Annotated in this window: 20 protein-coding genes; 15 read left to right on the top strand and 5 right to left on the bottom strand. The window is 43.7% G+C overall.

Features of this window, described 5'->3' with window-relative positions:
• The first annotated feature begins 120 nt into the window (after nucleotides 1-120).
• The 4 genes from I6E86_RS04780 (at nucleotide 121) to map (ending at nucleotide 5,888) form a co-directional block, all read left to right on the top strand.
• A complete protein-coding gene (locus tag I6E86_RS04780; protein WP_197175729.1) occupies nucleotides 121-2,334 on the top strand; it encodes a DNA primase in 2,214 nt (737 codons plus the stop codon).
• Between the two features lie 489 nt (nucleotides 2,335-2,823).
• Nucleotides 2,824-4,740: an RNA polymerase sigma factor RpoD gene (rpoD, locus tag I6E86_RS04775; protein WP_194363109.1), complete on the top strand. Its 1,917-nt coding sequence runs from the start codon at nucleotides 2,824-2,826 to the stop codon at nucleotides 4,738-4,740.
• Between the two features lie 175 nt (nucleotides 4,741-4,915).
• On the top strand, nucleotides 4,916-5,122 hold the full coding sequence (locus tag I6E86_RS04770; protein WP_194363108.1) for a ParD-like family protein: 207 nt from the start codon (nucleotides 4,916-4,918) through the stop codon (nucleotides 5,120-5,122).
• Complete coding sequence (gene map / locus I6E86_RS04765; RefSeq protein ID WP_197175728.1) at nucleotides 5,115-5,888, top strand: type I methionyl aminopeptidase; 774 nt, start codon at nucleotides 5,115-5,117, stop codon at nucleotides 5,886-5,888. Before I6E86_RS04770 ends, map begins: the two co-directional genes overlap by 8 nt.
• Nucleotides 5,889-6,008: 120 nt before the next feature.
• Here map and I6E86_RS04760 read toward each other — a convergent pair whose 3' ends face one another.
• On the bottom strand, nucleotides 6,009-6,461 hold the full coding sequence (locus tag I6E86_RS04760; protein WP_197175727.1) for a CPCC family cysteine-rich protein: 453 nt from the start codon (nucleotides 6,459-6,461) through the stop codon (nucleotides 6,009-6,011).
• Nucleotides 6,462-6,703: 242 nt separating this feature from the next.
• On the opposite strand from I6E86_RS04760, the gene I6E86_RS04755 reads away from it, so the two are divergent.
• The 9 genes from I6E86_RS04755 to yfaE all read left to right on the top strand — a co-directional run bounded on the left by I6E86_RS04755 (nucleotide 6,704) and on the right by yfaE (nucleotide 15,856).
• On the top strand, nucleotides 6,704-7,630 hold the full coding sequence (locus I6E86_RS04755; RefSeq protein WP_197175726.1) for a bestrophin family protein: 927 nt from the start codon (nucleotides 6,704-6,706) through the stop codon (nucleotides 7,628-7,630).
• Between the two features lie 472 nt (nucleotides 7,631-8,102).
• Nucleotides 8,103-8,423 (top strand): YbeD family protein, encoded by a 321-nt coding sequence (locus I6E86_RS04750; RefSeq protein ID WP_194197613.1) that lies wholly within the window; start codon nucleotides 8,103-8,105, stop codon nucleotides 8,421-8,423.
• Nucleotides 8,424-8,951: 528 nt separating this feature from the next.
• Complete coding sequence (gene nrdA / locus I6E86_RS04745) at nucleotides 8,952-11,228, top strand: class 1a ribonucleoside-diphosphate reductase subunit alpha (RefSeq protein ID WP_197175723.1); 2,277 nt, start codon at nucleotides 8,952-8,954, stop codon at nucleotides 11,226-11,228.
• A 663-nt stretch (nucleotides 11,229-11,891) separates the two neighbouring features.
• On the top strand, nucleotides 11,892-12,779 hold the full coding sequence (locus I6E86_RS04740; protein ID WP_197175722.1) for a hypothetical protein: 888 nt from the start codon (nucleotides 11,892-11,894) through the stop codon (nucleotides 12,777-12,779).
• A 471-nt stretch (nucleotides 12,780-13,250) separates the two neighbouring features.
• Nucleotides 13,251-13,502, top strand: a complete 252-nt coding sequence (locus I6E86_RS04735) for a type II toxin-antitoxin system Phd/YefM family antitoxin (protein ID WP_197175721.1) — start codon at nucleotides 13,251-13,253, stop codon at nucleotides 13,500-13,502.
• Nucleotides 13,492-13,779, top strand: coding sequence for a type II toxin-antitoxin system RelE family toxin (locus tag I6E86_RS04730; protein ID WP_197175720.1), 288 nt, complete (start codon nucleotides 13,492-13,494; stop codon nucleotides 13,777-13,779). Before I6E86_RS04735 ends, I6E86_RS04730 begins: the two co-directional genes overlap by 11 nt.
• Before the next feature lie 94 nt (nucleotides 13,780-13,873).
• Complete coding sequence (locus tag I6E86_RS04725) at nucleotides 13,874-14,266, top strand: hypothetical protein (RefSeq protein ID WP_197175719.1); 393 nt, start codon at nucleotides 13,874-13,876, stop codon at nucleotides 14,264-14,266.
• Nucleotides 14,267-14,354: 88 nt separating this feature from the next.
• Nucleotides 14,355-15,488, top strand: a complete 1,134-nt coding sequence (gene nrdB / locus I6E86_RS04720; protein ID WP_197175718.1) for a class Ia ribonucleoside-diphosphate reductase subunit beta — start codon at nucleotides 14,355-14,357, stop codon at nucleotides 15,486-15,488.
• A gap of 101 nt (nucleotides 15,489-15,589) precedes the next feature.
• Nucleotides 15,590-15,856: a class I ribonucleotide reductase maintenance protein YfaE gene (gene yfaE, locus I6E86_RS04715; protein ID WP_197175711.1), complete on the top strand. Its 267-nt coding sequence runs from the start codon at nucleotides 15,590-15,592 to the stop codon at nucleotides 15,854-15,856.
• 156 nt (nucleotides 15,857-16,012) lie between these two features.
• Here the strand turns inward: yfaE and I6E86_RS04710 are convergent, their stop codons facing one another.
• Nucleotides 16,013-17,353: a S1C family serine protease gene (locus I6E86_RS04710; RefSeq protein ID WP_197175709.1), complete on the bottom strand. Its 1,341-nt coding sequence runs from the start codon at nucleotides 17,351-17,353 to the stop codon at nucleotides 16,013-16,015.
• Nucleotides 17,354-17,654: 301 nt separating this feature from the next.
• Between I6E86_RS04710 and I6E86_RS04705 the strand changes: the two genes are divergently transcribed.
• Together I6E86_RS04705 and I6E86_RS04700 are read left to right on the top strand one after the other, a co-directional pair.
• The gene (locus I6E86_RS04705) at nucleotides 17,655-18,479 is read left to right on the top strand and encodes a Nif3-like dinuclear metal center hexameric protein (protein WP_197175707.1); all 825 of its coding nucleotides are present in this window, start codon (nucleotides 17,655-17,657) and stop codon (nucleotides 18,477-18,479) included.
• A 1,073-nt stretch (nucleotides 18,480-19,552) separates the two neighbouring features.
• A complete protein-coding gene (locus tag I6E86_RS04700; RefSeq protein ID WP_197175705.1) occupies nucleotides 19,553-20,761 on the top strand; it encodes a transglycosylase SLT domain-containing protein in 1,209 nt (402 codons plus the stop codon).
• 170 nt (nucleotides 20,762-20,931) lie between these two features.
• Here I6E86_RS04700 and I6E86_RS04695 read toward each other — a convergent pair whose 3' ends face one another.
• The 3 genes from I6E86_RS04695 to I6E86_RS04685 form a co-directional block, all read right to left on the bottom strand.
• A complete protein-coding gene (locus I6E86_RS04695) occupies nucleotides 20,932-23,919 on the bottom strand; it encodes a LysM peptidoglycan-binding domain-containing protein (RefSeq protein WP_197175703.1) in 2,988 nt (995 codons plus the stop codon).
• A gap of 250 nt (nucleotides 23,920-24,169) precedes the next feature.
• Nucleotides 24,170-24,664 carry a hypothetical protein gene (locus I6E86_RS04690; RefSeq protein WP_197175702.1) on the bottom strand — a complete coding sequence of 165 codons (495 nt, stop codon included), beginning with the start codon at nucleotides 24,662-24,664 and terminating at the stop codon, nucleotides 24,170-24,172.
• A gap of 359 nt (nucleotides 24,665-25,023) precedes the next feature.
• Nucleotides 25,024-26,316, bottom strand: a complete 1,293-nt coding sequence (locus I6E86_RS04685) for a hemolysin family protein (protein ID WP_197175950.1) — start codon at nucleotides 26,314-26,316, stop codon at nucleotides 25,024-25,026.
• Nucleotides 26,317-26,687: the final 371 nt, after the last annotated feature.

Genomic DNA, 26,687 nt, shown 5'->3' with positions numbered 1-26,687 from the left:
GTCCGCTAATACCGTCTATAGATATCAAAAATAAGGCCAACGCTACGTTGGCCTTATTTTTCTAGCGGTACGCGTTAATGCTGCCACACTATAATCGACCTATGGTAAACTGTTTTTTGTATGAGCATTCCTAACCATATCCTTGAACAACTCAATAGCCAAGCTGATCTTGTCAGCATCATTGGCAAACATACGACGCTCAAAAGAGCAGGGAGCGAGTTTAAGGGCTGCTGTCCTTTTCATGGTGAAAAATCGCCCTCTTTTTATGTCAATCCACAAAAAAACATCTACCACTGCTTCGGCTGCAGTGTGGGCGGCAATGCCATCAGTTTTCTGCGTGATTATGAAAGTCTGACTTTTATAGAAGCGGTCAATGAGCTATCGAACCAAACTGGCATTGAGGTGCCAAAAGAAGAACGTCAAAACGTCAGCTATCAGCGCAGTGCGCCTAAACCTATTGCACCGCCACCAACAGCCAAACCCGCTATCAGTGTTAAACCGCCTACCCAAAACCGTCGAGAGCCGAGCGCTGGCACAGCATCAGATAGTCAAGTTCCTCATCACAACACTGATCACAGCTCCGATCAAAGCACCGATCAGAGTATTAATGGCTATACTGATAACTACGACAGTCAACCACACTATGATGACAGCAGCAATAGCTATGACGACTATCCACCACTAGATGCTTACGACTCCGCCTCTTATCCCACTGATGGTTATGATGCAGAGTATCAAAGCGATACGAGTTACCCTCCAACGTGGATAACGGATGGCAATGAGAGCACCAGTCTACAAGGCATGGACAGCAGCGCAGATACAGATGGCAACCTATACGAGCTGCTAGAGCAAATTCAGCAGTTTTATCAGCACAGTTTGACGACCCATCCTCATGCCATGCAGTACTTTTTATCGCGTGGTATCACAGAAGACATCTTTGATACCTTTGGCCTTGGCTATGCGCCATTCGGGTGGCAGCATCTTGAGCACCAGTTTCCTCAAGATATCGAAGGCCTAAAGGCATTAGGTCTGGTGCGGCAGTCAGAGTCTGGACGCGATTATGACCTATTACGAGATCGGGTTATTTTTCCGATTCGAGACAATCAAGGCCGTACGATTGGTTTTGGTGGTCGCGTGCTTGATGACGAGGTAAAGCCCAAATATATCAACTCGTCCGACTCGCCCGTTTTTCATAAGCAGCATGTGCTCTATGGCTACTATGAATCCCGCCAGCAGCGTGCCAACGACTGGCTAGTGGTCGAAGGCTATATGGATGTCATCGCGCTTTATCAAGCGGGCATCTATGGGGCCATTGCCTCGATGGGCACCGCCATCAATGAGAGCCAAATCTCGCGACTATTGACACTGAATCCGACGCTCACGTTGAGTTTCGATGGTGATAGCGCCGGACAAAAAGCCGCTTGGCGTACGCTAGAAGTGGCGCTACCCGTGCTGGCCGATGACAAAGAGCTGCGGTTTTTGACCTTGCCTAATAACCATGACCCTGACACTTTTATTAAGAGTCAGGGCAGCGATGCCATGCGTGAGCAAATCACCAATGCCATGCCATTGTCACAGTATATTTTTGCATACTTAAGTGAGCGTTATGACCTGAGTTTGGCTGAGGGTAAAGCCAAGCTCATGTCGCAAGTACGCTCATTGACCGCTGCTCTACCCAAAGGCAGTAGCTTTCGCTATTTGCTGAACAATGATGTGTATCAAAAGCTTGGCGGCAAACGCAGCCAAAACGTCGAAGCCAAAGACGCGTTGCTAGATTTTGATGGTGACATGACCATCAGCCAGCAGTTACAGCTATGCTTTTTGTTTCAACCACGCGCACTACTTGAAGACCCCATTGAATATATTTGGCGACAATCAGGGCTTACCAGCTTAAAACTGCCTGCTCATATCCAGAAAAAAGCCGCAAGCGATGCATTGCGAGCCGTTGCATGGGAAGATTTGCATGATGTTGCACTATTGGACGTAGTCACTACTATTAAACGGTGCATAAAACATCTGCCAACAGATGCCAATGCAGCCGCACATTTTGTATTATCAAACCTTAATCCAACGAGCCAAGCGACCTTAAGTAATAGTTGGGGTGGATTCTATAGAGCATTGACGGCAAGAAATGTCTTAAGCCTTGATGATTTAATAGAAGAATTGGTCAGCTCTCTACTCGAACGTAATGTAAAAAAGAAGATGCAAGAGTTGATAAAAAACCCTGACCATATCAAACAGGCAATCGTGCGTATGCAAGCGCAACATTTAAGTAACTGGCTACGCGCACAACATGCCGAACGCTCATCGCAGATGGTCACTGTTCAGTCTTAGTTTTTGGTGTTATAAGTAACAATAAAGTAGTGACCCTTTAAAAGTATGGCGATTGCCCCCACTACTAGTGATTATGCCCAGTAGCACGAGCATTATCAAAGCCTATCGTACTAACAAGAATGTCAAACATTCCACTGATAGAAAATAATCAGTAAAAAATGGTCGGTAGATAGGACTGCCTCGTGCTTGACGACTGTGGTCTGTGTTAAACTGTGTCGCTGTATATTGACAGCACTGCTTGGTGAATGATTGTGAGCATGCATCGTTAAGCACAAATTTGACGTATTATTTTTATGGTTTTTTTAATTTTTAGCTGTTTTTCAGCATTGTAATTGTAGTGTTTTGAGCCTTTATTCATATCCACTCATTTTTGATATTACTGACGACCTCTACGCCATATTTTGATCAATCGATTGATAAGATCAACGCACCCAGCCAGCGATAGCGAGTCACGATATAAAAATGTCCGATGCAAGTAAGCGAGTATTTATGAACGATAAGTCAGTTTCTAAGTCCACATCTCAACTGGCCACCTTAATCCAAATGGGCAAAGAGCAAGGGTATTTAACCTATGCTGAGGTGAATGACCAGCTGCCCGACTCTATTACCGAAAGCGATCAGATCGAAGATATTGTGCAAATGCTGACCGATGTCGGTATCAAAATCTTTGAATCAGCGCCAGATGCCGATGACATCTTGATGAACGATGATTCAAGTGATGATGACATGGCAGCCGACGAGGCAGCGGCAGTACTCGCCTCTGTTGAGACTGAGCCTGGCCGCACCACTGACCCTGTCCGTATGTATATGCGTGAGATGGGTACGGTTGATCTACTGACCCGTGAGGGCGAGATTGCCATTGCCAAGCGTATCGAAGAAGGTATTCGTGACGTACAGCATGCCATGTCTTACTGGCCGGGTACAGTACAGTTCGTCTTGGACGAATACCAAAAAGTACAAGATGGCGAAAAAAAGCTGTCTGATGTCATCACAGGTTTCTTAGATCCTGAAACCGAAGCGGACAAAATCGCGGCCCAAGAAGCAAAAGAAGCAGCGAAAGAAGAGCGTGAGCGCATTAAAGAAGAAAAAGAAAACCCACCTGTCATCAAGCAAAAAGCCAAAGCTGCTGCATTGGATGATGATGACGAAGACGACGAAAACGATGATGAAGAGGCCGAAGAAGAAACCAGCGGTCTTGATCCAGAAGAAGTGCGTCTGCGTCTAGAAGAGATTGAGAACCTGTTTATCAAAGCCAAACAAGCTTTGATCGACTATGGCCGTGGTAGTGTACAAGCGGATACTGCTTATGCCTTACTCGCTGAACGTTTTATGATGCTAAAGCTAAACAATCGCTTATCAGACCAAGTCATGGCCATCATGCATGACGTCTATGATGACGTGCGTAAGCAAGAGCGCCAAATCATGCGTTTGGTCATTCGCCGTGGCCGTATGCCGCGCGAAGAGTTCCGTAAAACCTTCCCTAGCAATGAAACCAATGTTGATTGGTTGATTGAGCGTATCAAAGGCAAGCCTGCTTTTGCTGGCACGTTAGAGAAAGTTACTGATGACGTTATTTTACTTCAGCGTCGCATCCGTGATTATGAGCAGCAGCTCGACATGAAAATCCACGACATGAAAGACGTGGCACGTCGTATGGCCATCGGTGAAGCAAAAGCTCGCCGTGCTAAGAAAGAGATGGTTGAGGCTAACTTACGTCTGGTTATCTCTATTGCGAAAAAATACACCAACCGTGGCCTACAGTTCTTGGATCTGATTCAAGAAGGTAACATTGGTCTGATGAAAGCGGTTGATAAGTTTGAATATCGCCGTGGTTATAAATTCTCGACCTATGCCACTTGGTGGATTCGTCAGGCGATTACCCGCTCTATCGCTGACCAAGCACGTACCATCCGTATCCCTGTACATATGATTGAGACGATCAACAAGATCAACCGTGTCTCACGTCAGTTGCTACAAGAGATGGGCCGCGAGCCAACGCCTGAGGAATTAGGCGAACGCCTAGAGATGGACGAAGTCAAAGTCCGTAAAGTGCTTAAGATTGCCAAAGAGCCTATCTCTATGGAAACCCCTATCGGTGATGATGAAGATTCACACCTAGGAGATTTCATCGAAGATGGTACGATCTCAAGCCCTGTCGATGATGCGACGGCTGCTGGTCTACAAGAAGCCACTCGTGATGTACTCGGCAACCTGACTGAGCGTGAAGCACGTGTCCTAAAAATGCGTTTCGGTATCGATATGCCGACGGATCATACGCTAGAAGAAGTCGGTAAGCAGTTCGATGTGACCCGTGAGCGTATTCGTCAGATTGAGGCAAAAGCCCTACGTAAATTGCGTCATCCATCACGCTCTGAGCATCTACGTTCTTTCCTTGAAAATGACTAATATCAAAGTAAGTTAAGTACCAATAAAAAAGCCGAGTTTATCTCGGCTTTTTTGTGCCTGTGATTTTGTACGGTCGATGACACAGATGAGCCTTGGAGCATAATGCTGCTCATCAGACTTGAAACAACACTATAAAACATATATGATTCGTATACACTTCATATACTGGATAAAAATGGGTATCGTAAAAATAGATGACACGCTACATGAAGAAATTCGTAAAGCCAGTACCGTCATGGTGCGCTCAATTAACGCACAAGCAGAATACTGGATAAAGATAGGTATGTTGGCTGAAGCCAATCCACACCTATCTTACACCGATATCATTAGCGAACAGTTGAAACAAGCCGATGTCAATATAAGGAATCTCGTTGATGGCTGATATCACGTTAAAAACACTTGAAGAAATAGCCATCATGCGCGAGTCTGGTAGACTTTTGGCATCGGTCTTCGCTTACCTAGATACACGTATTATCGCGGGTATCTCCACCATGACTATCAATGACTTGGCAGAGCGCTATATCATTGATGTGCTCGAATCACGACCTGCTAGCAAAGGACAATACGGCTACCAATACGTACTCAACACATCGGTAAACCAAGTGGTGTGTCATGGTGCGCCCTCACCCACGCAAATGCTAAAATCGGGCGATATCATCAACGTAGACATCACGTTAGAAAAAGACGGCTTTATTGCCGACTCCAGTAAAATGTATATGATTGGCGACGTTATGCCTTTAGCGAAACGACTTGTTGATACCACTTATGAGGCCATGTGGGCAGGCATCCGCACGGTCAAGGCAGGCGCCACGCTTGGTGATGTCGGACACGCTATTCAAAGTCACGCCGAGCAGCAGGGCTATTCTGTCGTTCGCGAGTACTGCGGGCATGGCATCGGCCGTGAGATGCATGAGCAGCCTGAAGTGTTACATTATGGTCGCGCAGGTGCAGGCTTGGTGTTAGAAGCAGGCATGACCTTTACCATCGAGCCAATGATTAACCAAGGTAAGGCCAAAGTAAAAACGAAAAGAGACGGCTGGACGGTAGTGACTGCAGACAAAAAACTCTCTGCTCAATGGGAACACACTATTGCGGTGACCAATGATGGTTATGAAGTGTTGACGCTACGTAAAGAAGAGATTGTATAAGAAAATTTAGGAATGATCCTTGATGGTAGTTTAAAAGTTAATAGCTATGATCTGGTATTCGGTTAATTTAGACTTATACTATTACGTAAATATTAGTTTTTAACACAGCCAATTCATAGCCTACCTTAACCATTTATCTTTATGGAATAAATTTCGATTTTCTAAAACACGCCGTCTATAGTCACTAATACTACCTCGATTGACGCTGCTATGTTTGCTAACTTCAGTAGTACCATCGTCTTCCCACTGACAATAGCGACAGATATCGTAGCCAGTTCCTCTTTCAACATTATAAATTTCTGATAGCGTCTTAAAACCGCAACAAGGACAGGCGTATAACGGCTGAACGTATCCAATAACTTCGACTTTTTCCCCAGTTAATGTTAAATAAAGCTCTAATAAAAAGCCATTTGAGCATCCGATTAATTCGTAATATATCATGTCAAAAACATCTTTTTCTATTGCCCCAGTTTGATATTCTAAATCGTCAAGCAGCTTATTCGCAGGTGTCGACGCTATCCGATACTTGGCTATCAATTCAATAACTTCGTTACTTGAGATATTTTTTATCATAACTCCCCTTTTTTGTACTTAATTATAGACTCTGCTTTTGCTAGCGAAAAAACAATCTTTACATATCTCGATTTTATATTAGAATCACACCCTACATCTCGTTGTGTATTGACATATAGTCAGCGAACTACTAAACCGCTACGGTGTTACCCTTCCTAGAGGTACTATATGTACAATCTGCGGTCGGCTGCCTTGTAGCTGTTTTAGACTTCTTTGACTATACTTTAGCGCTAGGAAAACCCATGATTGTCCGGCAAACACCAAACCCGCTCAAAATATTTTTTACCCTGCGCGGCTCAATCATTCCAAAAATCTATCCGCAAATTTTGATGATTACCCTGCTGAGCACCTTGATCACGATTATTCAGCACTGGGTTCCTGACTCTTTTCCTTATTATGGCATGGCGACTTTTACCTTGCTTGGGATTGCTTTATCGTTGTTTCTTGGATTTCGGAATAACGCCAGCTATCAGCGCTGGTGGGAGGCTCGAGGGATTTGGGGTCAATTGGTCTATGATTCTCGTAGCCTAACGCGCCAAGTGCTGTCTTTTGTAGAGGATGACACTGCGACTGGGCGTGATACTCAGCGAACGATGGTATATCTCACCATTGCTTTTGCACATGCTGTGCGCCATAGGCTACGTGGTACGTCACCTTGGGAGGATATTGAGCCTTTTATCGCACCCATACACCATGACCGTATGCACCAAGCGAAAAACGTACCTGACTATATCATGCGCCTTATGGGCAAGCATCTCGGCGACATTCGGCGGCAAGGACTGCTATCAGAACAAGTCATACAAAATATGGACGAGCGCTTGACCTCTATGACGATCGTATTGGCAGCCTGCGAGCGTATTCATAACACACCACTGCCATTTGCTTATATGCTACTGGTACATCGCACGACATATCTGTATTGCATTATGCTACCTTTTGGCTTGGTGGCATCGCTCGGTTGGGCGACTCCACTGATTTGTGCCGTGATTGCTTATACCTTTTTTGGATTGGATGCGCTTAGCGAAGAGCTAGAAGAGCCTTTTGGCTTGGCGGCGAATCAGTTGCCACTGACCGCACTGTCACGCACTATCGAGATCAATCTACGAGAGGCGCTAGGAGAGACAGATATTCCACCTGATATCGCACCTCTTAATGGCTATTTACCGTAATGGTTTATGTGGCTTTTGGACATGCAGCCATGATGTAATCAAGATACAGTAGTGCGACAGGACGGACTAAATACAGACTTAACTTGAATAATCACCCATAGACCACTATAAACAGTGCATATATTCTCTACTTAATATAGCCATTCCACTCTAAAAGTATGACAGCGTTAACCTCGCTTGAAGTTTCACAGTTACATTTATACTCGGTTACCTTGTACTACTTTTAAATTGAATCGACTATGGCTTGACTGATTTAAATGCCACTTACGACCATACTGAGCCTGTCTCAGATTTTTGCGTTATGATTTTGGCATTATTCAAGTGCATGTTTTACTGATTGAATATCTAACCAACGATTGCTTATTTATTAATTTTTTTATTTATCTATAAAAGCGAGGAACACATCATGAGTGATGATCCAAAAGACAGCAATAATCAAAACAGCACCCAAACGTCCAGAAAAGAAATCGAAATGACGGACATGACACCCAATGAAGGCGTCTTAAAAGGTAAAAGAACGGACATCCAAAATCCAGATCTTTGGGATTTTCCAATGAACTATCCATTGAGCATCATTGGTCATGAAGGCGAGCACGAGGGCTTACTTAATGAAGTGAAGCTAATCCTCGGTAGTCAGTTCCCTGATTTTGATTTGGCGTCTATAGAAGTCAAACCGTCTAAAACGGGTCGCTTCCATTCAGCACGCGTCAATTTATACCTCACAGACGCCGATCAAGTGAATACACTTTATGCGTCACTGGACAATGCCAAAACCGTTCGCATGGTTGTATAAACCGGTAATGGGTGTTTAGAAAAAAACAACCCCTTTTCCGTCTAAATCGTCACTCATATGGGTGGCGATTTTTTGTGGTTTGGTGTACAATCTGCGCCCGCATTATTGCCAGTACGATCACTATTATCAGTCGACAATAACCGATTAAATAAAAATTAAACCGTCACGATATTTTTACAAAAAATTTATAATGAGCGCATTTGCGTCTAACCCTTATCCCATCGTCCTTTGCCAAAATTTGGACCGTCTACAACCTTGTAGCAACATAGTTTTATTCTAAAATCAATATAGTATTTTCAAAATTTTCCCGCTATATTGTGCCTACCAATTAATAAACACGCTATATGTAGTACTCAGTGATTTTAACCGTCACTACGAGTATCGGGTATTTTTTGCCTAAAAAAAGAGCAGCTAATGCCAGTAGTTACCATGTTTGGATAGCGTGTTTAGATAAGCAGTACGATAAAAAACGTTGAGCGGGCTTTACTGCTCTACGAATAATATAAGCAACCAAAAATAGAGGCCAGCATGACACATATCGACAAAATCAAAGTGACCAAACGTGACGGACGATTAGAACTTATTGATTTAGATAAAATTCATAAGGTAATCGAATGGGCCGCTCACGGCTTGGACAATGTGTCTGTGTCACAAGTTGAGCTAAAATCGCACATCCAGTTCTATGAAGGTATCAAAACTCGCGATATCCACGAGACCATCATCAAGTCTGCTGCTGACCTTATCTCTGAGACCACGCCTGATTATCAATATCTAGCCGCGCGCTTGGCTATCTTCCATTTACGTAAGATTGCTTATAACAAATTCACACCGCCGCATCTGTATGATCATGTCAAAACCCTGACTGATGCTGGCAAATATGATGAGCATATCCTAGCTGACTATAGCCGTGCTGAATTTGATGAGTTAGAAGAATACCTTGATCACTGGCGCGATATGAATCTTGCCTATGCCGCTGTTGAGCAAATGGCAGGCAAATACCTCGTCCAAGATCGTGTGAGCAAGACTGTATTTGAAAGCCCGCAGTTCTTATACATGCTGGTTGGTATGTGCTTGTTCAGCCGTTACGAAAAGTCAGAGCGTATGAACTATGTGAAGCGCTTCTATGATGCGACCTCACAGTTCAAAATCTCACTACCAACGCCTATCATGTCTGGTGTACGTACGCCATCGCGTCAGTTTAGCTCGTGCGTATTGATCGAATGTGGTGATAGCCTAGACTCTATCAACGCGACCACCAGCGCCATCGTACGCTATGTGTCACAGCGCGCTGGTATCGGCATCAACGCAGGTCGTATCCGTGCCCTTGGTAGCCCTATCCGTGGCGGTGAAGCACAGCACACTGGCTGTATCCCATTCTATAAATTATTCCAAACGGCTGTTAAATGCTGCTCACAAGGTGGCGTCCGTGGCGGTGCTGCGACTCTATTTTACCCACTATGGCATTTAGAAGTTGAGTCATTACTGGTACTCAAAAACAATCGCGGCGTCGAAGACAACCGTGTTCGTCATATGGATTACGGCGTACAGTTAAACAAAACGATGTACACGCGCCTCATCAAAGGCCAAGACATCTCGCTATTCTCACCAGGTGACACGCCAGGCCTCTATGATGCGTTCTTTGAAGATCAAGACAAATTCGAAGAGCTATATACCAAATACGAAAATGATCCTGCTATTCGTAGCCGCCAAATTCCAGCAGCAGACTTGTTCAGCCTAATGATGCAAGAGCGCGCCAGTACGGGTCGTATCTATATCCAAAACGTCGATCATTGCAACACGCATAGCCCATTTGATGCAACGGTTGCGCCGATTCGCCAGTCAAACCTATGTATGGAAATCGCCCTACCGACCAAGCCACTTGATAACATCAATGACGAAGAAGGCGAAATCGCCCTTTGTACGCTATCAGCGGTCAACTTGGGTAAAGTTGAAAACGTCAGCGATATCGAAGAGCCAGCTGAGCTAATCGTCCGTGCGCTTGATGCCCTACTCGACTATCAAGACTATCCAGTCAAAGCGGCTCAAAACGGCAGCATGCGTCGTCGTACGCTCGGTGTGGGCGTGATTAACTATGCTTATTACCTTGCCAAGAATGGCGTACGCTATTCAGATGACTCAGCATTGGGTCTCACGCATCAAACGTTTGAAGCATTGCAATTCTATCTCTTGAAAGCGTCAAACAAATTGGCAAAAGAGCAAGGCGCTTGCCCTGCGTTCAACGAGACTACATATTCACAAGGTATCTTGCCGATTGATACGTACAAAGCTGACTTGGATAAAATCTGCCAAGAGCCGCTACATCTCGATTGGGAAACGCTACGTGGCGAGATCACTGAGCACGGTCTACGCAACTCTACCCTAACCGCCTTAATGCCGTCTGAGACCTCTAGTCAGATCGCCAACGCGACCAACGGTATCGAGCCACCACGCGGTCTGGTCTCTATCAAAGCGTCAAAGGACGGTATCTTAAAGCAAGTCGTGCCTGAGATTACGACGCTAAAAGATCAGTACGAGCTACTATGGCAAATGCCAAACAATGACGGTTACCTAAAGCTGGTCGCTGTCATGCAGAAGTTCGTCGATCAAAGCATCTCTGCCAATACCAACTACGACCCAGTTCGTTATGCAGGTGGCCGTGTACCGATGAAGATATTGCTAAAAGACTTGCTAAACGCTTATAAAATGGGTGTGAAGACGTTGTACTACCATAACACTCGTGATGGTGCGAACGACGCCCAAGCGGATATGGAAGATGATTGTGCTGGCGGTGCATGTAAGATCTAGGTTTACAAGAGATATTCTTTAAATAGAATTTCTGGTGGATAGCGTGTTTGGCTTTTGGGTTAAGCTCGTCATCTACCACTAATATATAGTTGAAAGGTTTTAAAATTTGTTTGGTACTACAAGTATCAGGCAATAAAAATGGCAAAGACGATTTCTCATCTTTGCCATTGGAGATATTAAATATTGGCGTATTTAATATCAGGGAGTTAAGACTATTGACTTCCACAAGTGGTAAGAAAATAAAGTAGTACTCCACATACAGGCTGCTATTCTAATTTAAAACTTACCCCTTGTCCAAAGAAACCGTGAAGTGATAGTCACAAATATTTCAGCTCAGGAGTAATGAGCATGGAAAAATATCGTGATATCGATGGTAACTCTGGTATAAGCACATATGAGGTCGGTGACGATTTCATAATTGTGTGTTTTAAGAAAGGTGGTATGTATCTGTATAACTATTCTATAACTGGTTCTAATCATGTTAACAAAATGATAGAGCTAGCTAGGATGGGAGATGGACTTAACAGATACATAAACTTAAACATTGAACACGCTAGTGCTAGAAAAATAGCATAGGTGTTTAGTCTGACCTCCATGGTTTAGTGTTAGGGTGTTTCGACACCTTGGCACTATTAAGTATAAGTTGCTAAGAGGGATAAGAATTTGAATATTTCAGTTAGTAAAAAGCATTTTTTGAGAATTACTACTTGGGATGATATTTATAAAATGAGTGGATATACTGACTCATTAGATCCTAAGAAGGAAAAATTAAAGCAAGTTATTAATAAATATGAACTTCCAAACAAGGGTAGATGCGGTTTATCAAATTGTCGCACACCTCATAATATCGGATGTATTGTTGAAACTGAATCTGGTAGGTTGACTAATTTAGGAAATGACTGTGGCAAGAAGTATTTTGGAGAAAACTTTACGTCCTTGAGTAACAAACTTAGTAAAGAGATTGATTACTCAAACAAAATCGAGAATATAAAATTAGCTAAATTGAATATTTCTGAAAACTATAGAAAGTTAAATGAAATAGAAGCTGATTGGAAAAAGATTGAAAGCCTTTATAGAACTATAAAATCTGAAGGTCTTGATGGGCTATATGACAAGTTAGGACAAATGAAGCATAGTAAGAGTTCCATTATTGCAATACAGCGTAGAGCTACAAAAACTGAGATTGAACTTGAAGAGGTTAGAACAGGAAAAAATGTTCAAAGTCCTTTTTATGTTGCTGAGGGTTTAGGTAATTTGAAGGGTCTAAGCTATCTTATTGATAGAGTTAAAATTAAGGCTATTCTTCAAAGCAACGATGTAATTCTTGAAAGCTTAAATAAGTTTGATGAAAGTAATACGACCTTTAAAGATCTCAATAAAATGATCAAGGATATTGAAAGTTTACAAGATAGTATTCGTGAAGCTTATAGTATTATTTTAGAAGGTTTCAAGTTATTTGAATCAGATAATATGAAACAATTTACGCCTTTGATAAGTAGTAAAAGGCATAGAAAATTAAAAAGGTTTTTAAATTGTTGCTTTAAGAGCTAACAAGCTTAAGTTGGATGGAGCCTGCAACACCTAACGATTAGATAGATATTAGTTGTAAGGTGCGCCCAGCGTACCGATGATATAGAAATTGTGTATAAAGGTGCGCGAGGCTTACCCTACGCCTACTACGTCAAAATATTAGGCTTTGAATCAAATTATGAATAAAGCAAAAAGCACCTGTGATGAGTGCGAATCATCATACTTTATAGATAGCTCAAAGATGGCGGGTTTATGCCCAAATTGCGCTCACAAAATTTATGGCTATTCAAATTGTAGCCATCATTTTACAGATGGTGTTTGTGTAAAGTGTGGCTGGACTGGTCAAGAGTCTGCTTATATAAAAGAATTGTAGTTGTAAGGTGCGCGAGGCGCACCCTACAAATTACATGTGAAGAGATTAACAAACAAGACCTAATTTTCGTGCTAAAATTAGCCCTATATTTAGAGCGTAATATTAGCGGAGAATGAGTCATGCAACCAATATTTGCCACACAGACAGCCAGTATCTCAGAACTAAAAGCCAACCCATCGGCACTGATCAAACAGTCAGACGGTGAGTCCATCGCTATTTTAAACCACAATAAACCCGTGGCTTACTTAGTTTCAACAGACGTCTTTGAGCGCATGATGGAAGCCATGGATGATATGGTATTGAGCCAAACCGTTAGCGCACGGTTGAATGATGGGCAGATACCGATAAAGGTAACTTTGGATGACTTATAATCTTGAGTTTCATCCTTTGGCATTAAAAGAGTGGAAAAAGATAGCACCAAATACTCAGCAGCAGTTTAAGAAAAAATTACAGCAGCGATTGTCCAATCCTCATGTGCCTGCGTCAAAACTATCGGGACATACAGATACCTATAAAATTAAATTACGCACTGTAGGGTATCGTCTGGTGTATACCGTAAAAGATGATGTAGTGGTGGTTTATGTATTGGCAGTCGGCAAAAGAGAAAACAACAAAGTATATGACAATCTAGCGACGCGCCAGCCATGATGAAGCTAAGATATTGAGACAGTCATTATAGGAAGCGTCCAGCGCTATCAAAGAAATATAGAAACACACAAACAATAAAAAAGACGGAGGTCATGTGCAATATACCGCAATCATCAAAGACGGTGGTTTGTTTATCCCAAACGTATTTTCAGACCTAAACGATGGTGGCTCGCATATCGTACAAGTGGAAGTCGACATGGCAGATGTCCGTGAGCAATTGGACGCAAATGCCAATGCTAGGACAGACACCGTAACATCAGTCAAAAAACCACTGAAAAGACAGCCAAAAAAAGACACACAAAAGCTATCGGCTAAGCAAACCCCTAAGCCCTCATCGAAGCAAGCACTCGACATGGATTTGGACACGCTGCGCCAGAGCGCCGTCGATGAGCTAGAGGGGCTGGACGATAGTGAGCTGAGTGAGATATTCAAAGCCTATATGAACGATGGACAAGCATCGTCACAGATATCACTAGAGAACTTATAGCAAAATCCATCACACCGTTTTGCAAACACTGTTAAAGCAATATTATCCCTATTTAAATAATAACCATATCCATTATAAAGGCAGTCTCATGACCTACTCGATTTTTTCTCAAACGCCAAACAATGCGCTAACAGAGCCGATGTTCTTTGGTCAGCCCGTCAACGTGGCGCGCTATGACCAACAAAAGCACCCAATCTTTGAGCAATTGATAGAAAAGCAGCTGTCGTTCTTTTGGCGTCCAGAAGAAGTCGACGTGTCAAAAGACCGCATCGACTTTAGCAACCTGTCCTCGCATGAGCAGCACATATTTTTGAGCAATCTCAAGTACCAAACCCTACTCGACTCTATCCAAGGTCGTAGCCCAAACGTGGTACTACTGCCACTTGTGTCTATCCCTGAGTTAGAGACGTGGATTGAGACATGGTCGTTCTCTGAGACCATTCACTCGCGCAGCTATACCCATATCATTCGTAACATCGTCAATGATCCAAATATTATCTTTGATGACATTATGCAAAACGAGCATATCTTAGGCCGTGCCTCTGATATCGCCCAGTACTATGATGAGCTGTATCGCAACTCGCAGCTATATAGCTTGTACGGTGCAGGTACGCACAACATCAATGGCACACAAGTCACTGTTGACCTAAAATCTCTCAAAAAGCAGATGTATCTGTGCATCATGGCGGTCAACGTCTTAGAAGCCATTCGTTTCTATGTTTCGTTTGCCTGCTCGTTTGCCTTTGCCGAGCGTAAGCTGATGGAAGGTAATGCCAAAATCATCAAGCTAATCGCTCGTGACGAAGCATTACATCTGACGGGTACGCAGCATATGCTGAATCTCATGCGCAATGGTCGTGACGATCCTGAGATGGTCGAGATTGCCGCAGAGTGTTTCGATGAAAGCGTTGAAATCTTCCGCAAGGCTGCCGAGCAAGAAAAAGAATGGGCAGGTTATCTGTTCAAAGATGGTTCAATGATTGGTCTAAATAAAGACATTCTGTGCCAATATATCGAATTTATCACCAACTTGCGTATGGAAGCGGTGGGCTTGCCATCAGTATTCCCAAAATCAAAATCAAACCCGATTCCGTGGATCAACACGTGGTTGTCATCTGATAACGTGCAAGTCGCGCCACAAGAGACCGAAATCAGCTCTTACTTGGTCGGTCAGATTGATTCTGATTTGTCAGACAGCGACTTTGATGACTTTGAGTTGTAATAGTTTTACGTTTTAATAGTACTTTAGGCATTAATAGTGTTTTACGTTTCGATGGCGGTAGGATATAGCAGCAGGATAGCCAAATCCAAATAGGATGAATTATGACGTGGGTAATGACCAGTAAGCAGCAATTTTACTTGCATGACGATGAGAGTCTGCTCGATGGACTACTGCGCACCGGACATGAGATCAATTATCAATGCCGCGAGGGTTACTGCGGCAGTTGCCGAGTCAAGCGCATTGCCAGCTCACACACCATTGATTATCCGTTTGAGCCACTTGCGATGATTGACGAAGATGAAATCTTGCCTTGCTGTTGCCGTGTGCGAGGGGTCGTTTATATCAATCATGAGCCAATCGCTAAGTAGTAGCGGGTTTATGATTAAAAAATTCTAAGTGCCCGATAAACCAGCCTCAATAAAAAGCGCGCCCCTTTATGTAAAGGGGCGCGCTTTTTTATGCTATAAGTTAACTGAATGTGCTGTCTTATAAATACGTTATGAACCAGCACAGGGTTATACAGATTATTGCGTTGCGGTTTCTTGTTCAAACAGCTTCATCAGCTCCTCACGCATACGGTCACGCTCTGCCTTTGACATCATGGGCGTCTCTTCAGCACCGTGAATGTTTGGCTGCTCCATACCGCCATCTTCCATGCCACCCATGTTGTCATCTTGCAACACCACTGGTTGCGCAATCGGCTCTTGGGCCGGACGCTCCTCAAGTAAAATGCTGACTTGCGCATTCTTACCTTTGCGCAGTATTTGAGCATTAAGCGTGGTATCTGGTGCCCTACGAGCGACATATTGAATCAAGGTGTTGGCATCTGTCATCTCGACATCATCGATGGTCAAAATAATATCACCAACGCGTAAACCACTTTTGGCCGCAGGGCTTTGATCGATAACGTTTAGCACTTCTACGCCTGTTGAGGTCTCAAGCTGAGTAGGATCACGTAGCTGCGACTGAATCTCGATACCTAGCCAGCCTCGACTGACACGGCCATCTTTGATCAAGGCGTTCATGACTTGCTCTACGATAGCCGTAGGAATGGCAAAGCCAATACCCATCGAACCACCAGAGCGCGAGAAGATAACGGTATTGATACCGACCAATTCACCACGAGCATCCACCAGTGCGCCGCCTGAGTTACCGGGGTTGATCGCAGCATCTGTTTGAATAAAGTCTTCAAATTTATTAACACCAAGTCCCGTACGACCTGTCGCTGAGATAATACCTTGGGTCACTGTCTGACCGACACCAAATGGGTTACCAATCGCTAGCGCCAAGTCTCCAACACGAATCGGATTTTCGCGGAAGCCAAGTGGCGTCAGTCCTGTCATATCAACCTTGATGACGGCCAGATCGCTATCAAGGTCAGTACCGATGACTTTAGCGCGGCTTTTGCGGCCATCGTTAAATGCGACGGTAATCTCAGCTGCTTTTTCGATCACGTGGGCATTGGTCACGATATAACCATCTTCTGAGACGATGACACCAGAGCCTAAGTTGGTTGAATCTTGATCTTGTGCAGGTCCGCTATGATTTTCAAAAAACCGGCGCAGTACAGGATCATCCATGTAGGGATGCTCTGCCATAGTCTGAGTGGTATAGATATTGACCACAGACTGCGATGCCCGTGCCACCGCATTATGATAAGAAGAGATGGGTGCTGGCGTATCTGCCACCGGCTCTGACGCTTGCTGATCAGCTGCTGAGGTTCTCGGCGGCTCCCATGTGGCCTCCGATGTCGACTTCATACTCGTGAACAACCAGATAAGCGCTGCCAATACTAATAGCAGTAAGACCCATGGCAACCATTTTAATAAAGACGCCTTGTTATTGGTGTTCTGGGATGACGACATATAAAACCTCTATAAATTTAATGCAAGCGGACAGTGGAAAACAGAGTGAGATGCCTACAATTTCTCAGATATTATTGCTTGGTTAGCGATTAATGACCCGCTAGGCAGACTCACATGTATAAATTATAACCGCAATGCCGTGAAATAGTAACGTATCGTGTACCATTTCAGTTATCCATCTTGTCTACTCTTTTACAGCAGCATGTTAAAATAACTGCTATAAAAATATGCCTTAAAGAGCGATTGGTTATTTTTTCTCTTAAGTGACTGTGCTGACCTCCCATAATAATAAGGAAATCTAATGAATGAGAACCCTACGACATCTGCATCTTCGAACAAAAGCATCAGCGCGCAAGCATTGACGCAATTTTGTGATGATTACTTATCAGCCAGTGCCTTTAAAGACTATGCACCAAATGGCCTACAAGTCGATGGTGGACGACCTATCCAACGTATCGTGACAGGGGTGACAGCTTGTGAGGCATTGATTGATGCCGCCATCGCTCACAATGCCGATGTAATTATGGTACATCATGGGTATTTTTGGAAAGGTGAGCCTGCCCCGCTGACTGGTATGAAAGGTCAGCGTATCCGCAAATTGATGCAACAGGGTATCTCAATGATTGGCTATCACTTACCGCTGGATGCGCATCCTGTTGTTGGCAACAATGCAACACTCGCTAGTATGCTAGATATGACCGTCACTGGTGCGCTCTATCCTAATGAGTCACATCCCGTTGGCAATATTGCCACTTGCACACCGCAAAGCGCCGATGCACTGATAGCAAAAATTAGCCAAGCACTAGGGCGCACGCCACTTCATATCTCAGCTGAGTATCATGAGGATGATCGTACTAAAACAAGCGATAGATTGATAACACGTGTTGGCATCTGTACGGGCGGCGCGCAAGATATGATTGAACAGGCGGCCATCATGGGCTGTGATGCGTTTATCTCTGGGGAGATATCTGAGCGCACTACCCATATCGCACGTGAGCTTGGTATTGATTATTTTGCCTGCGGCCATCACGCAACCGAGCGTGGCGGTATTCAAGCGTTAGGAGAGATAGTTGCCAGTGAATTTGGGCTGCCTGTGACATTTATTGATATTCATAATCCGGTGTAAAACAGTCGAGCTGTCTCGGTTTTACAGCATCGGTTTTAAAGGAAGCACACTGCGGTAGGAGGACTGAACAAGCCAGTAGCAACGATTGGCATAAATTTATAATGAGTGAAATCTGACTTGGCTCTTATTTAGAGTCTTATAATCTATGTTGTACTATCATGTATGAAACGGTCAAACAATTCACTATTCGTATCTCTATTGTTAAGTTTTATCGATTTTTTCTTAACTATACTTGAATAATACAAAAGGTAACCTCATATTGATAGTTGTAAGAATGAATGTTTTGTCATGAAACTTCCCATTATTATAGCTTCCGGTTATGTCTTTAAAATACTGTTGGTAGATACTTAAACCTTTATCCTGCTAAATAAACGATAAATTTTGAGCGTCTGCTATCTTAATACTATGTCTGTACGCTATATATTGCAGACAGAGCGCTGTGTATTTTAGAGGCGCAATGATGATCTCGTATCGCTCAATTGATAAACGAATTTGTTATCTACCAATTGTGATTATGATACTCGACCTCATTGCTGGACAAAGAATGTTGATACTGAGTTTTTTATTATCAGTGATACAAAATATTGCTTTTTATCAATGTTAGCACAGTGACAGCACTTGATTATATCTGTCTGAATGGCGGATCTGATACCAGTGCTTTATGCTATGTTTTTGTCTCAATAACTTACTCATGACCTTACCTATGTTTGATATATAGGTGTTTTTCTACTTGCCATATTGAGTCATCGATGAGGGAATCATCCGATCCATATCCTTCATGTTGTCGTGTGTGTATTTTTTAGGACGCTGTCCTAAAGGATGCTTTAAGCCATCGCTTTTGACATTCGCATGCTTCACTTATGATTGGCTAATAGACTAAACATACCACTAACTCTTAGAGCTAACCCTTAGAGAGTACCCTAGTGGCCCTATTATTAAACAAGATAAAATGGCACTTATCCTATTAAGAAGTGTCGTTTTATCTGAAATGCAATATCACTATATGTCCTATGATTGGCATATATTTGTATGCGTTTTGCGGTAAGAAGGATGGCTAAAATCAGGAGACATCCATGCAGCGTATTACTTATCGTGTAAAAGTATCTGCGCAAGGGGCCAAACGCCGTATTTCTTATTTACTGCGTCCATCTAAACGCCTACTGAACACCAAAAGTAACATCGTTTCATCCGTTACCCCTATTGCGTCTGCTCGTTTTGCCAGAACCAAGAAGCTGGCACAAATATCTAGTATTGCCCTACTCTCTTTACCTGCCGAGAGTCTGACAACTGTAAATACTTCAATACCAGCCTATGACAACGTCATGCTGGAGAATACCTTGACCATCGCTGCAGTGCCTGGCGATAGCACTTACTTTGCGACCGATGGTTTCCAGCATGGGTTTGGCTTTGATTTAGTGCGTACTTATGCCGACGAGCTCGGTGTCGATATCAATCTAAAAGCCTATGCCAGTGAAGAAGCGGCGCTAAAAGCACTGAGATCAGGCAATGCTGACATGGCATTGACCACTGCCAGCACCAAGCTAAAAAGCCAGTTAAACCTGTCTTCTGTCAACGTCAGCTGCGGCTATGATGCCAGCCTGACCAAAAATGGCCTGCATCCAAAGGTTAGCTGGACGTTTAGCTCGTCAAGTGACCCACTATCAAAAAAAGCCAGTTACTTCTTATGTGATAGCATTAAATTGCAAAACACACAAAAGCTGGCCGCGTTCTACAATCAAAACTTGCTGAAAGATGCCTACAGTCAGGATCACTTTCAAAAAACACTGACAGAAAAACTGCCAGACTATCAGTCATCCTTTGAAGAGCAAGCTCGAAATTATAATCATGATTGGGAGCTATTGGTTGCTATGGGCTACCAAGAATCTCATCTTGATGCAGACGCTGTGTCTCCAACTGGTGTACGTGGCCTCATGATGTTGACTAACAATACCGCCAAAGCCATGGGCGTCTCAGACCGTGTCGATCCGTATCAAAGCATCGGTGGCGGTGCACGTTATCTAGAGCAGATGAAAGCAGATTTTGCTGATGTACCCAAAACTGATCGTATTTGGTTTGCACTTGCTGGTTATAATATGGGCCCAAATGCGGTCAAAAGCATCCAGCGCAAATTACGCGCCCAAGGCATCGATGATAAAAGCTGGGCAAATATCTATGCCTATCTCGCTGATAACAGAGCGTCTAATAGTCGTTATGGACAAGCGATGCATTATGTGAGTAATATCAGAAGCTATCTTGAGACGATTAAAACCCAGACTGTCTAATTTACAGCTATTATTAGATTTTTGAGAACTTAAGTGTTAAACACAAAAAAGCTGCTCTTAATAAGAGCAGCTTTTTTGTGTGGTACGATTTTATTAAACACGTTTAAAACCATGTATTAAAACATTAGAACGATATCTAGTTAGATATTATTCCAGTAATTCACTTCTTATTAGCGGTTAGGGACAGTCAGACGCTGACCACGTTGCAGCATAGTATTAGCAGCGATATCATTCATGTCAGCCAACTCTTGCGTCGATACGCCATATTTACGTGCGAGACCAATCAAGCTATCACCTGAACCGACTGTATAACTTACCGTTGCTTTTGGTACTTTAAGCGTCTGTCCACGCTGTAGTTGCGCATTGGTCGCTAAGTCATTGGTCGCAGCCAAGTCCTCTACAGAGACCCCAAATTGACGAGCCAGCGCAATCAAACCATCGCCAGATTTGACTTTATAACTCTCAGTGTTGCCAAGCTTAGTACCACTGCTCGCTGTACCACTACTGGCTGTGCTGCTGGTTTTACTACTAGTAGAGCCATTGCTCTGATTACTAGCGGCACTTGTAGCGCTACCGTTAGCAGGAATGGTAATGGTACGGCCCAGTATTAGATTGGAATTGGTATTCAAGTTATTTGCTGATGCCAAATCACTTAATCCGATATTGTAACGTTTGGCCACACCAGTGAGCGTATCGCCTGATTGGACTTTATAGCTGACTGCCTTATCATTCAACTGACGATCGACCAGTTCTTTAGAAGCAGGCACTTTGATCGTCTGTCCACGTTGCAAGCGAGCTTTAGCATCAAAGTTACTGTTTACAGCAGCCAATTCGGCGGCGCTAACACCCACACTATTCGCAATACCAATCAGGGTATCACCTGATTGGACTTTATAATTGGTGGTTGCCACTGAGCTTGAGCTACTACTAGAACTGCTGCTTGTGCTATTGCTTGGCGCAGAAAAGTCTGCAGTCGCAGGCACTTTAAGGGTTTGACCCACATATAACGAGCCTGTGGTACTCATGTTATTAAGACTGGCTAACGTATCCGTCGACACGCCGAACTGACGGGCAAGCGCGATCAGTCCATCCCCTGCTTTCACTTTATAGTTTTTAGTGGCAGTCGATGATTTTTTTGGCTTAGTAGCAGGTGCGGCAGGGGTCGTCGCTGGCGCAGTCACTTTACCTGGTACTAGCCATAGCTTCTGACCTCTCAGCAAGTCAGCACGACTGCTTAGGTTATTGTAAGTAGCAAGCTGTGTGACCGATAAGCCAAAGCGATTGGCAGTACCGATAAGCGTATCACCACCTTGTACCACATAGCTCTCAGGCTGCGTGGCCGCGGTGTTACTAGCCGTACTTAACGGCTCAATGTTTTTGGCGTTATACAGATACAGGGTGCTGCCTGATAGCAGATTTGCACTGGCATCTATTTGGTTCCATTCTGCAATATCGCGCCAATTCACACCTGCACGACTGGCGATGTTTGATAGCGTGTCACCACGATTGACCGTATAAGTCGTACGCGCGCCCTGTGGTTTTGGTTTACTGACTGAGGTTTTTGCAAAGCTGAGTTTTTTCTCAGCACCACTGGCTTCTAAGATTGACTGCTGTGTCTGCACGGCTGACAAGTTGATATTACCATCTGCATTGATGACATTGGTCTCAGACGTACTGGTACGAATTTGATTGGCAATAAAGTCGCGCTCTTCTTTGCTCAGTGGCGGCTCTTGAACAATGGTGTTGTTCTGAGTAATCTGAGCGGAAGTAGTCGGCAGACTGTTACTACTCTTGAACTCAGCATTGATCTTTTTGGTCTCTGCAGCGCTTAATGGTGGCTCAGTACGCGTTGTCGTATTGCCATATGATGAACTGCTGGTTGATGTGACTGACGGCGAGATATAGCTGGTCGTCTGCTGAGGTACGCTTGCACTGGCCGCATAATCAGCCAATGCACTACTGTTAGACGGGAGTGACGACGAGGTATATGGCTTATTGTTGTAGCTTGGGGTCGTTGTGGCTGGGGTGCTTGTATTACTAGCTGCCAATACATTACCTGTGCCATTGCCTCTTAGTAAGCTCAGTTTGGCATCGGTATTGACACTGACATCGTTAGGAATGATGACACGCTGCGGGCCTGATGAGTCGATACGGCCTGAGGTAAGAGCAGTATTGAGTCTTTGAAGCTCATCATACTCCACTCCTGTGAGCTGAGACACTTCAGATAAGCTGACGCCGTAGTTGACCGGCACACTACGGAAATGCTGACGGTTGGCGATGGCTGGCAAGTACACACCATACTGTTCTGGCTTGGCCACGATCTCAGCCACTGCCAAGAAACGCGGCACATAGTTCATCGTTTCAGTAGGCAATTGCAATGACCAATAATCTGTCGGCAAGCCACGTGCTGCATTGGCATCGATGGCTTTTTGCACACGTCCAGGACCAGCATTATAAGCGGCTAGCGCCAGCTCCCAGCTTCCAAACTGATTGTGTAATGCTGTTAAAAAATCATAAGCGGCACGTGTTGACTCGATAACATCACGGCGACCATCATAGGTACTGCTTTGGTTCAGACCATAGATACGTCCCGTACTTGGAATAAACTGCCACAAGCCTGCGGCGGCTGCACTACTCGTGCCACTTGGATCGTACGAGCTCTCAATCACTGGCAACAACGCCAGCTCCGTTGGAATATTACGGCGCTCTGCCTCTCGTACCGTATGGTATATATAACGACTGGCACGCGCAGTCAGGCGATTCAAATAGTCCTGTCTACTGGTGAACCAGCTCTTTTGACCTTCAATACGCTGATTATAGACTGGCTGCCCGCCATTCATACGATAGCCAGCACGTAAACGATTCCATAAGTCACCGTACTGCTGGATGGCGAGCTGGTTGCCCTCCACCATTGCCATATCACTGGCTTCTAGCAAATCTGCCAATTCGTCCAAACTTTCTGCATCCAAATACGCAGTAGAATAATCCGTGCTAGTGGCTGGCGCAGCGGAAGGTTTGGTAACGACAGCTGAGCTCGTCTTCGCACCAGTATTTTTTACCGTTGACGTATTACTACACGCACTAATAAGCAAAGTTGAGACCGCAAGCGTCAATGGCAACGCAATAAATGAACGAGAGTGTGATAGCACAGTAGACATGATATGGAAAGTTTCCTAACGACGAAAGTTGATAAGATAAAACTGACAGCTAGTATAGTATGCAATGTGAAACAAAAACTAGCCTAACCTAAAAGATAATGCCAATAAATCAGAGAGACAGGGATATCAATATCAACATACTGATAGAACCTCTGACTACAATTTGCAAAATTGAGCCACGCTAACATCAGTATTAGCCATCTTAAGATAATTAAATCGTGTCAATGTACTCACTGATGATAAGCTATCGCTAATTTATAGCTACTTGTGACACAGCTCGTAACAGAACCGCATTACCCGTAGACAAGGTGAGTGTTACTCGAGAGGTCGTCACAAATGAGACTTGCTGACCGTTTTTGACCCAGCTCTCATTTGTCGTGACACTGGCCTTTGCCTGTGAACCGGTAATAACAATATTGTCCACAGAAATATCATAGCGGTAGTTAGACGTATCATTCCAGCTGTTTTGAAGCAACTTTAAGTAGGCGTCTTTATCCAAGCTAGTAGACTTGCCCTTTCGAGACAGCGAAATAAGCGCATCATCTGACACCAAGCGCGATACTTGATTGACATTTTGGCTATTCGCTGATGACTTCATCGCAGCTGCATAATTTTTCACCAAAGCTTCGGTCATGTCGGCCGCTTGTGCACTGATACTAACGGTGCTGGCCACTGCTATTATGGCAGTGATGCTGGCGCCTTTTATCAATAGAGCTAATAGTCTATTTTCCCATAATCGTTTCATAATGATCCTTAGCGATGCTATTTTCGTCACTGTCATATATAAACAGTGAACGACTTTATATCATTGTGTGACTTGTCGCGTTAAGTTTAGAGCCTGTCCTGATTTAATAATAAGAATAAAAATCAGAGCACACCCTAATTGTTTATCAAAATAAAGGTATTCATATAATAGGCTGAGCCTATCATCCAATTCTCACAGCCATGTGACACCCTGTGTGATTATTGCGAACATCAACACGACAGAATCCAATCCATTTTATGCTCGATTAATCACTATATCATTAATTAAACAGTAGCATATGTTCACTACAGTCAGTATTAACCATCGATAAGTTTGATGCCACTTTAGCTTTTATCGCCTTACTTGAATCGTTCTGTCTTAGTGTCAGCATCTTCGGGCAGCTCATCATCACTGAGCTTCATACCCAAACGCTCAACTCTTCTGTCCATCATTTGCCTTGCCAGTGCCTGCATGTCTTCGACGCGATCTATCTCATCGACAATCTCTAGACCTAATAACGTCTCGAACACATCTTCTAAAGTGACTAAGCCTTTGACTTCGCCATACTCCCCTACAGTCACTGCAATATGAATGCGGTTTTTTAGCATAAGCTCCAACAAGTCAAACAGCTTCATCTTAGAGAATACAAAGGTAATGTCCCGTTTGAACTGTGTCAAAGGCTTGTGCATGGCATGGTTGACTTTGGCCAGTAGCATATCTGTCTTTAAAACAAATCCTGTAATATTGTCCAAATCGCCATCATAAATTGGCAATCGAGAAAACGTCAGTTTTGGACGATCAACCAATAACTCAGCAACGGTTTTGTTTTCTTCGAACGCCAATATCACTGAACGCGGTGTCATGATGTCTTCGACTTTTATGGCGCCAAATGCCAATAAATTACGAATGATACGTGACTCTAATGGATCGATTTGCCCTGACTCTTCACCGATACTCGCCAATGCTGCAAACTCGCGACGACTAAAGGCCTGTGGCTCTTTGCCGCGTACTAACAACTTAGTTAACTTTTCTGATACCCAAATCAATGGATATAGCAGTAAAATAATACCTCGCACAAAATAGGCGACCATGCCACCTAGTTGGCGCCAGTATATGGTTCCGAGCGTTTTTGGCATGATTTCTGATAAAAACAAAATAGCCAGCGTCATAATCGCAGAAAAAAGTCCAAACCATGCACTACCAAATACAATTGTCGCCTGTGCACCAGCACCGATAGATCCTAGTGTATGCGCCACCGTATTCAACGTTAAAATCGCGGCTAACGACTGATCGATATTATCGACCTTCAATCGTTTAAGCATACTGGCTTTTTTGGGATTGGTTTCTTGGATATCAGCAATATAAGACGGTGTCATGCTAAGTAATGCAGCTTCTGCCAACGAACAAATAAATGAGATACCAATGGCTATCAATACAAAAAAGATAAGCAGTAAAATGCTACTTGCACTTGGATCAGCCAATGCTTCAGCGGCCAATGCTGGATATGGCAATAGCAGCATCACTATCAGCGCTGATAATCCAGCCATTGGCTTAGCATAATTAAGACGCTCTAAATAGCGCGGTGTCGGAGGAGGTTTAGCAGACGCGTCGTTACTATGAGCGCGTGGACGACGTAAACGAGGTACAAACATAAAAGAGGTGGACAAGTTAGGTAACCTAAAAAGATAAGAGGGAAATAGTATAATAATCAAACCCTAATGATAGCAATACCATATACAGTATTTACTCGCTGTCATTAATAGTTATTCAAAGCCAATTTAGTAGTACCGCAAAGCGATACCAAGCCTTTGCAGACTGCTTACTAAGTATAGGCAATTATTGCCATTTGATAGTAGCATTGATGATGCCTTTTCACAATAAGTCACTGTTTTTAAGTCTTTATCTTTTAGTGTGCCTTATTTTTATAAACCCGTTCCGCCGTATTAAAATGTATATGACAGTTGGTTATGGCGCTGATAGGGTATTCGTATAACGTAATCTGAGACTGACAGCACGTATTTTT

Origin of the sequence: Psychrobacter sp. SWN149 (assembly GCF_015864565.1) — a bacterium.
In the GTDB taxonomy this organism is placed as follows: domain Bacteria; phylum Pseudomonadota; class Gammaproteobacteria; order Pseudomonadales; family Moraxellaceae; genus Psychrobacter.
This window is presented reverse-complemented; position numbering and strand designations above follow the sequence as displayed.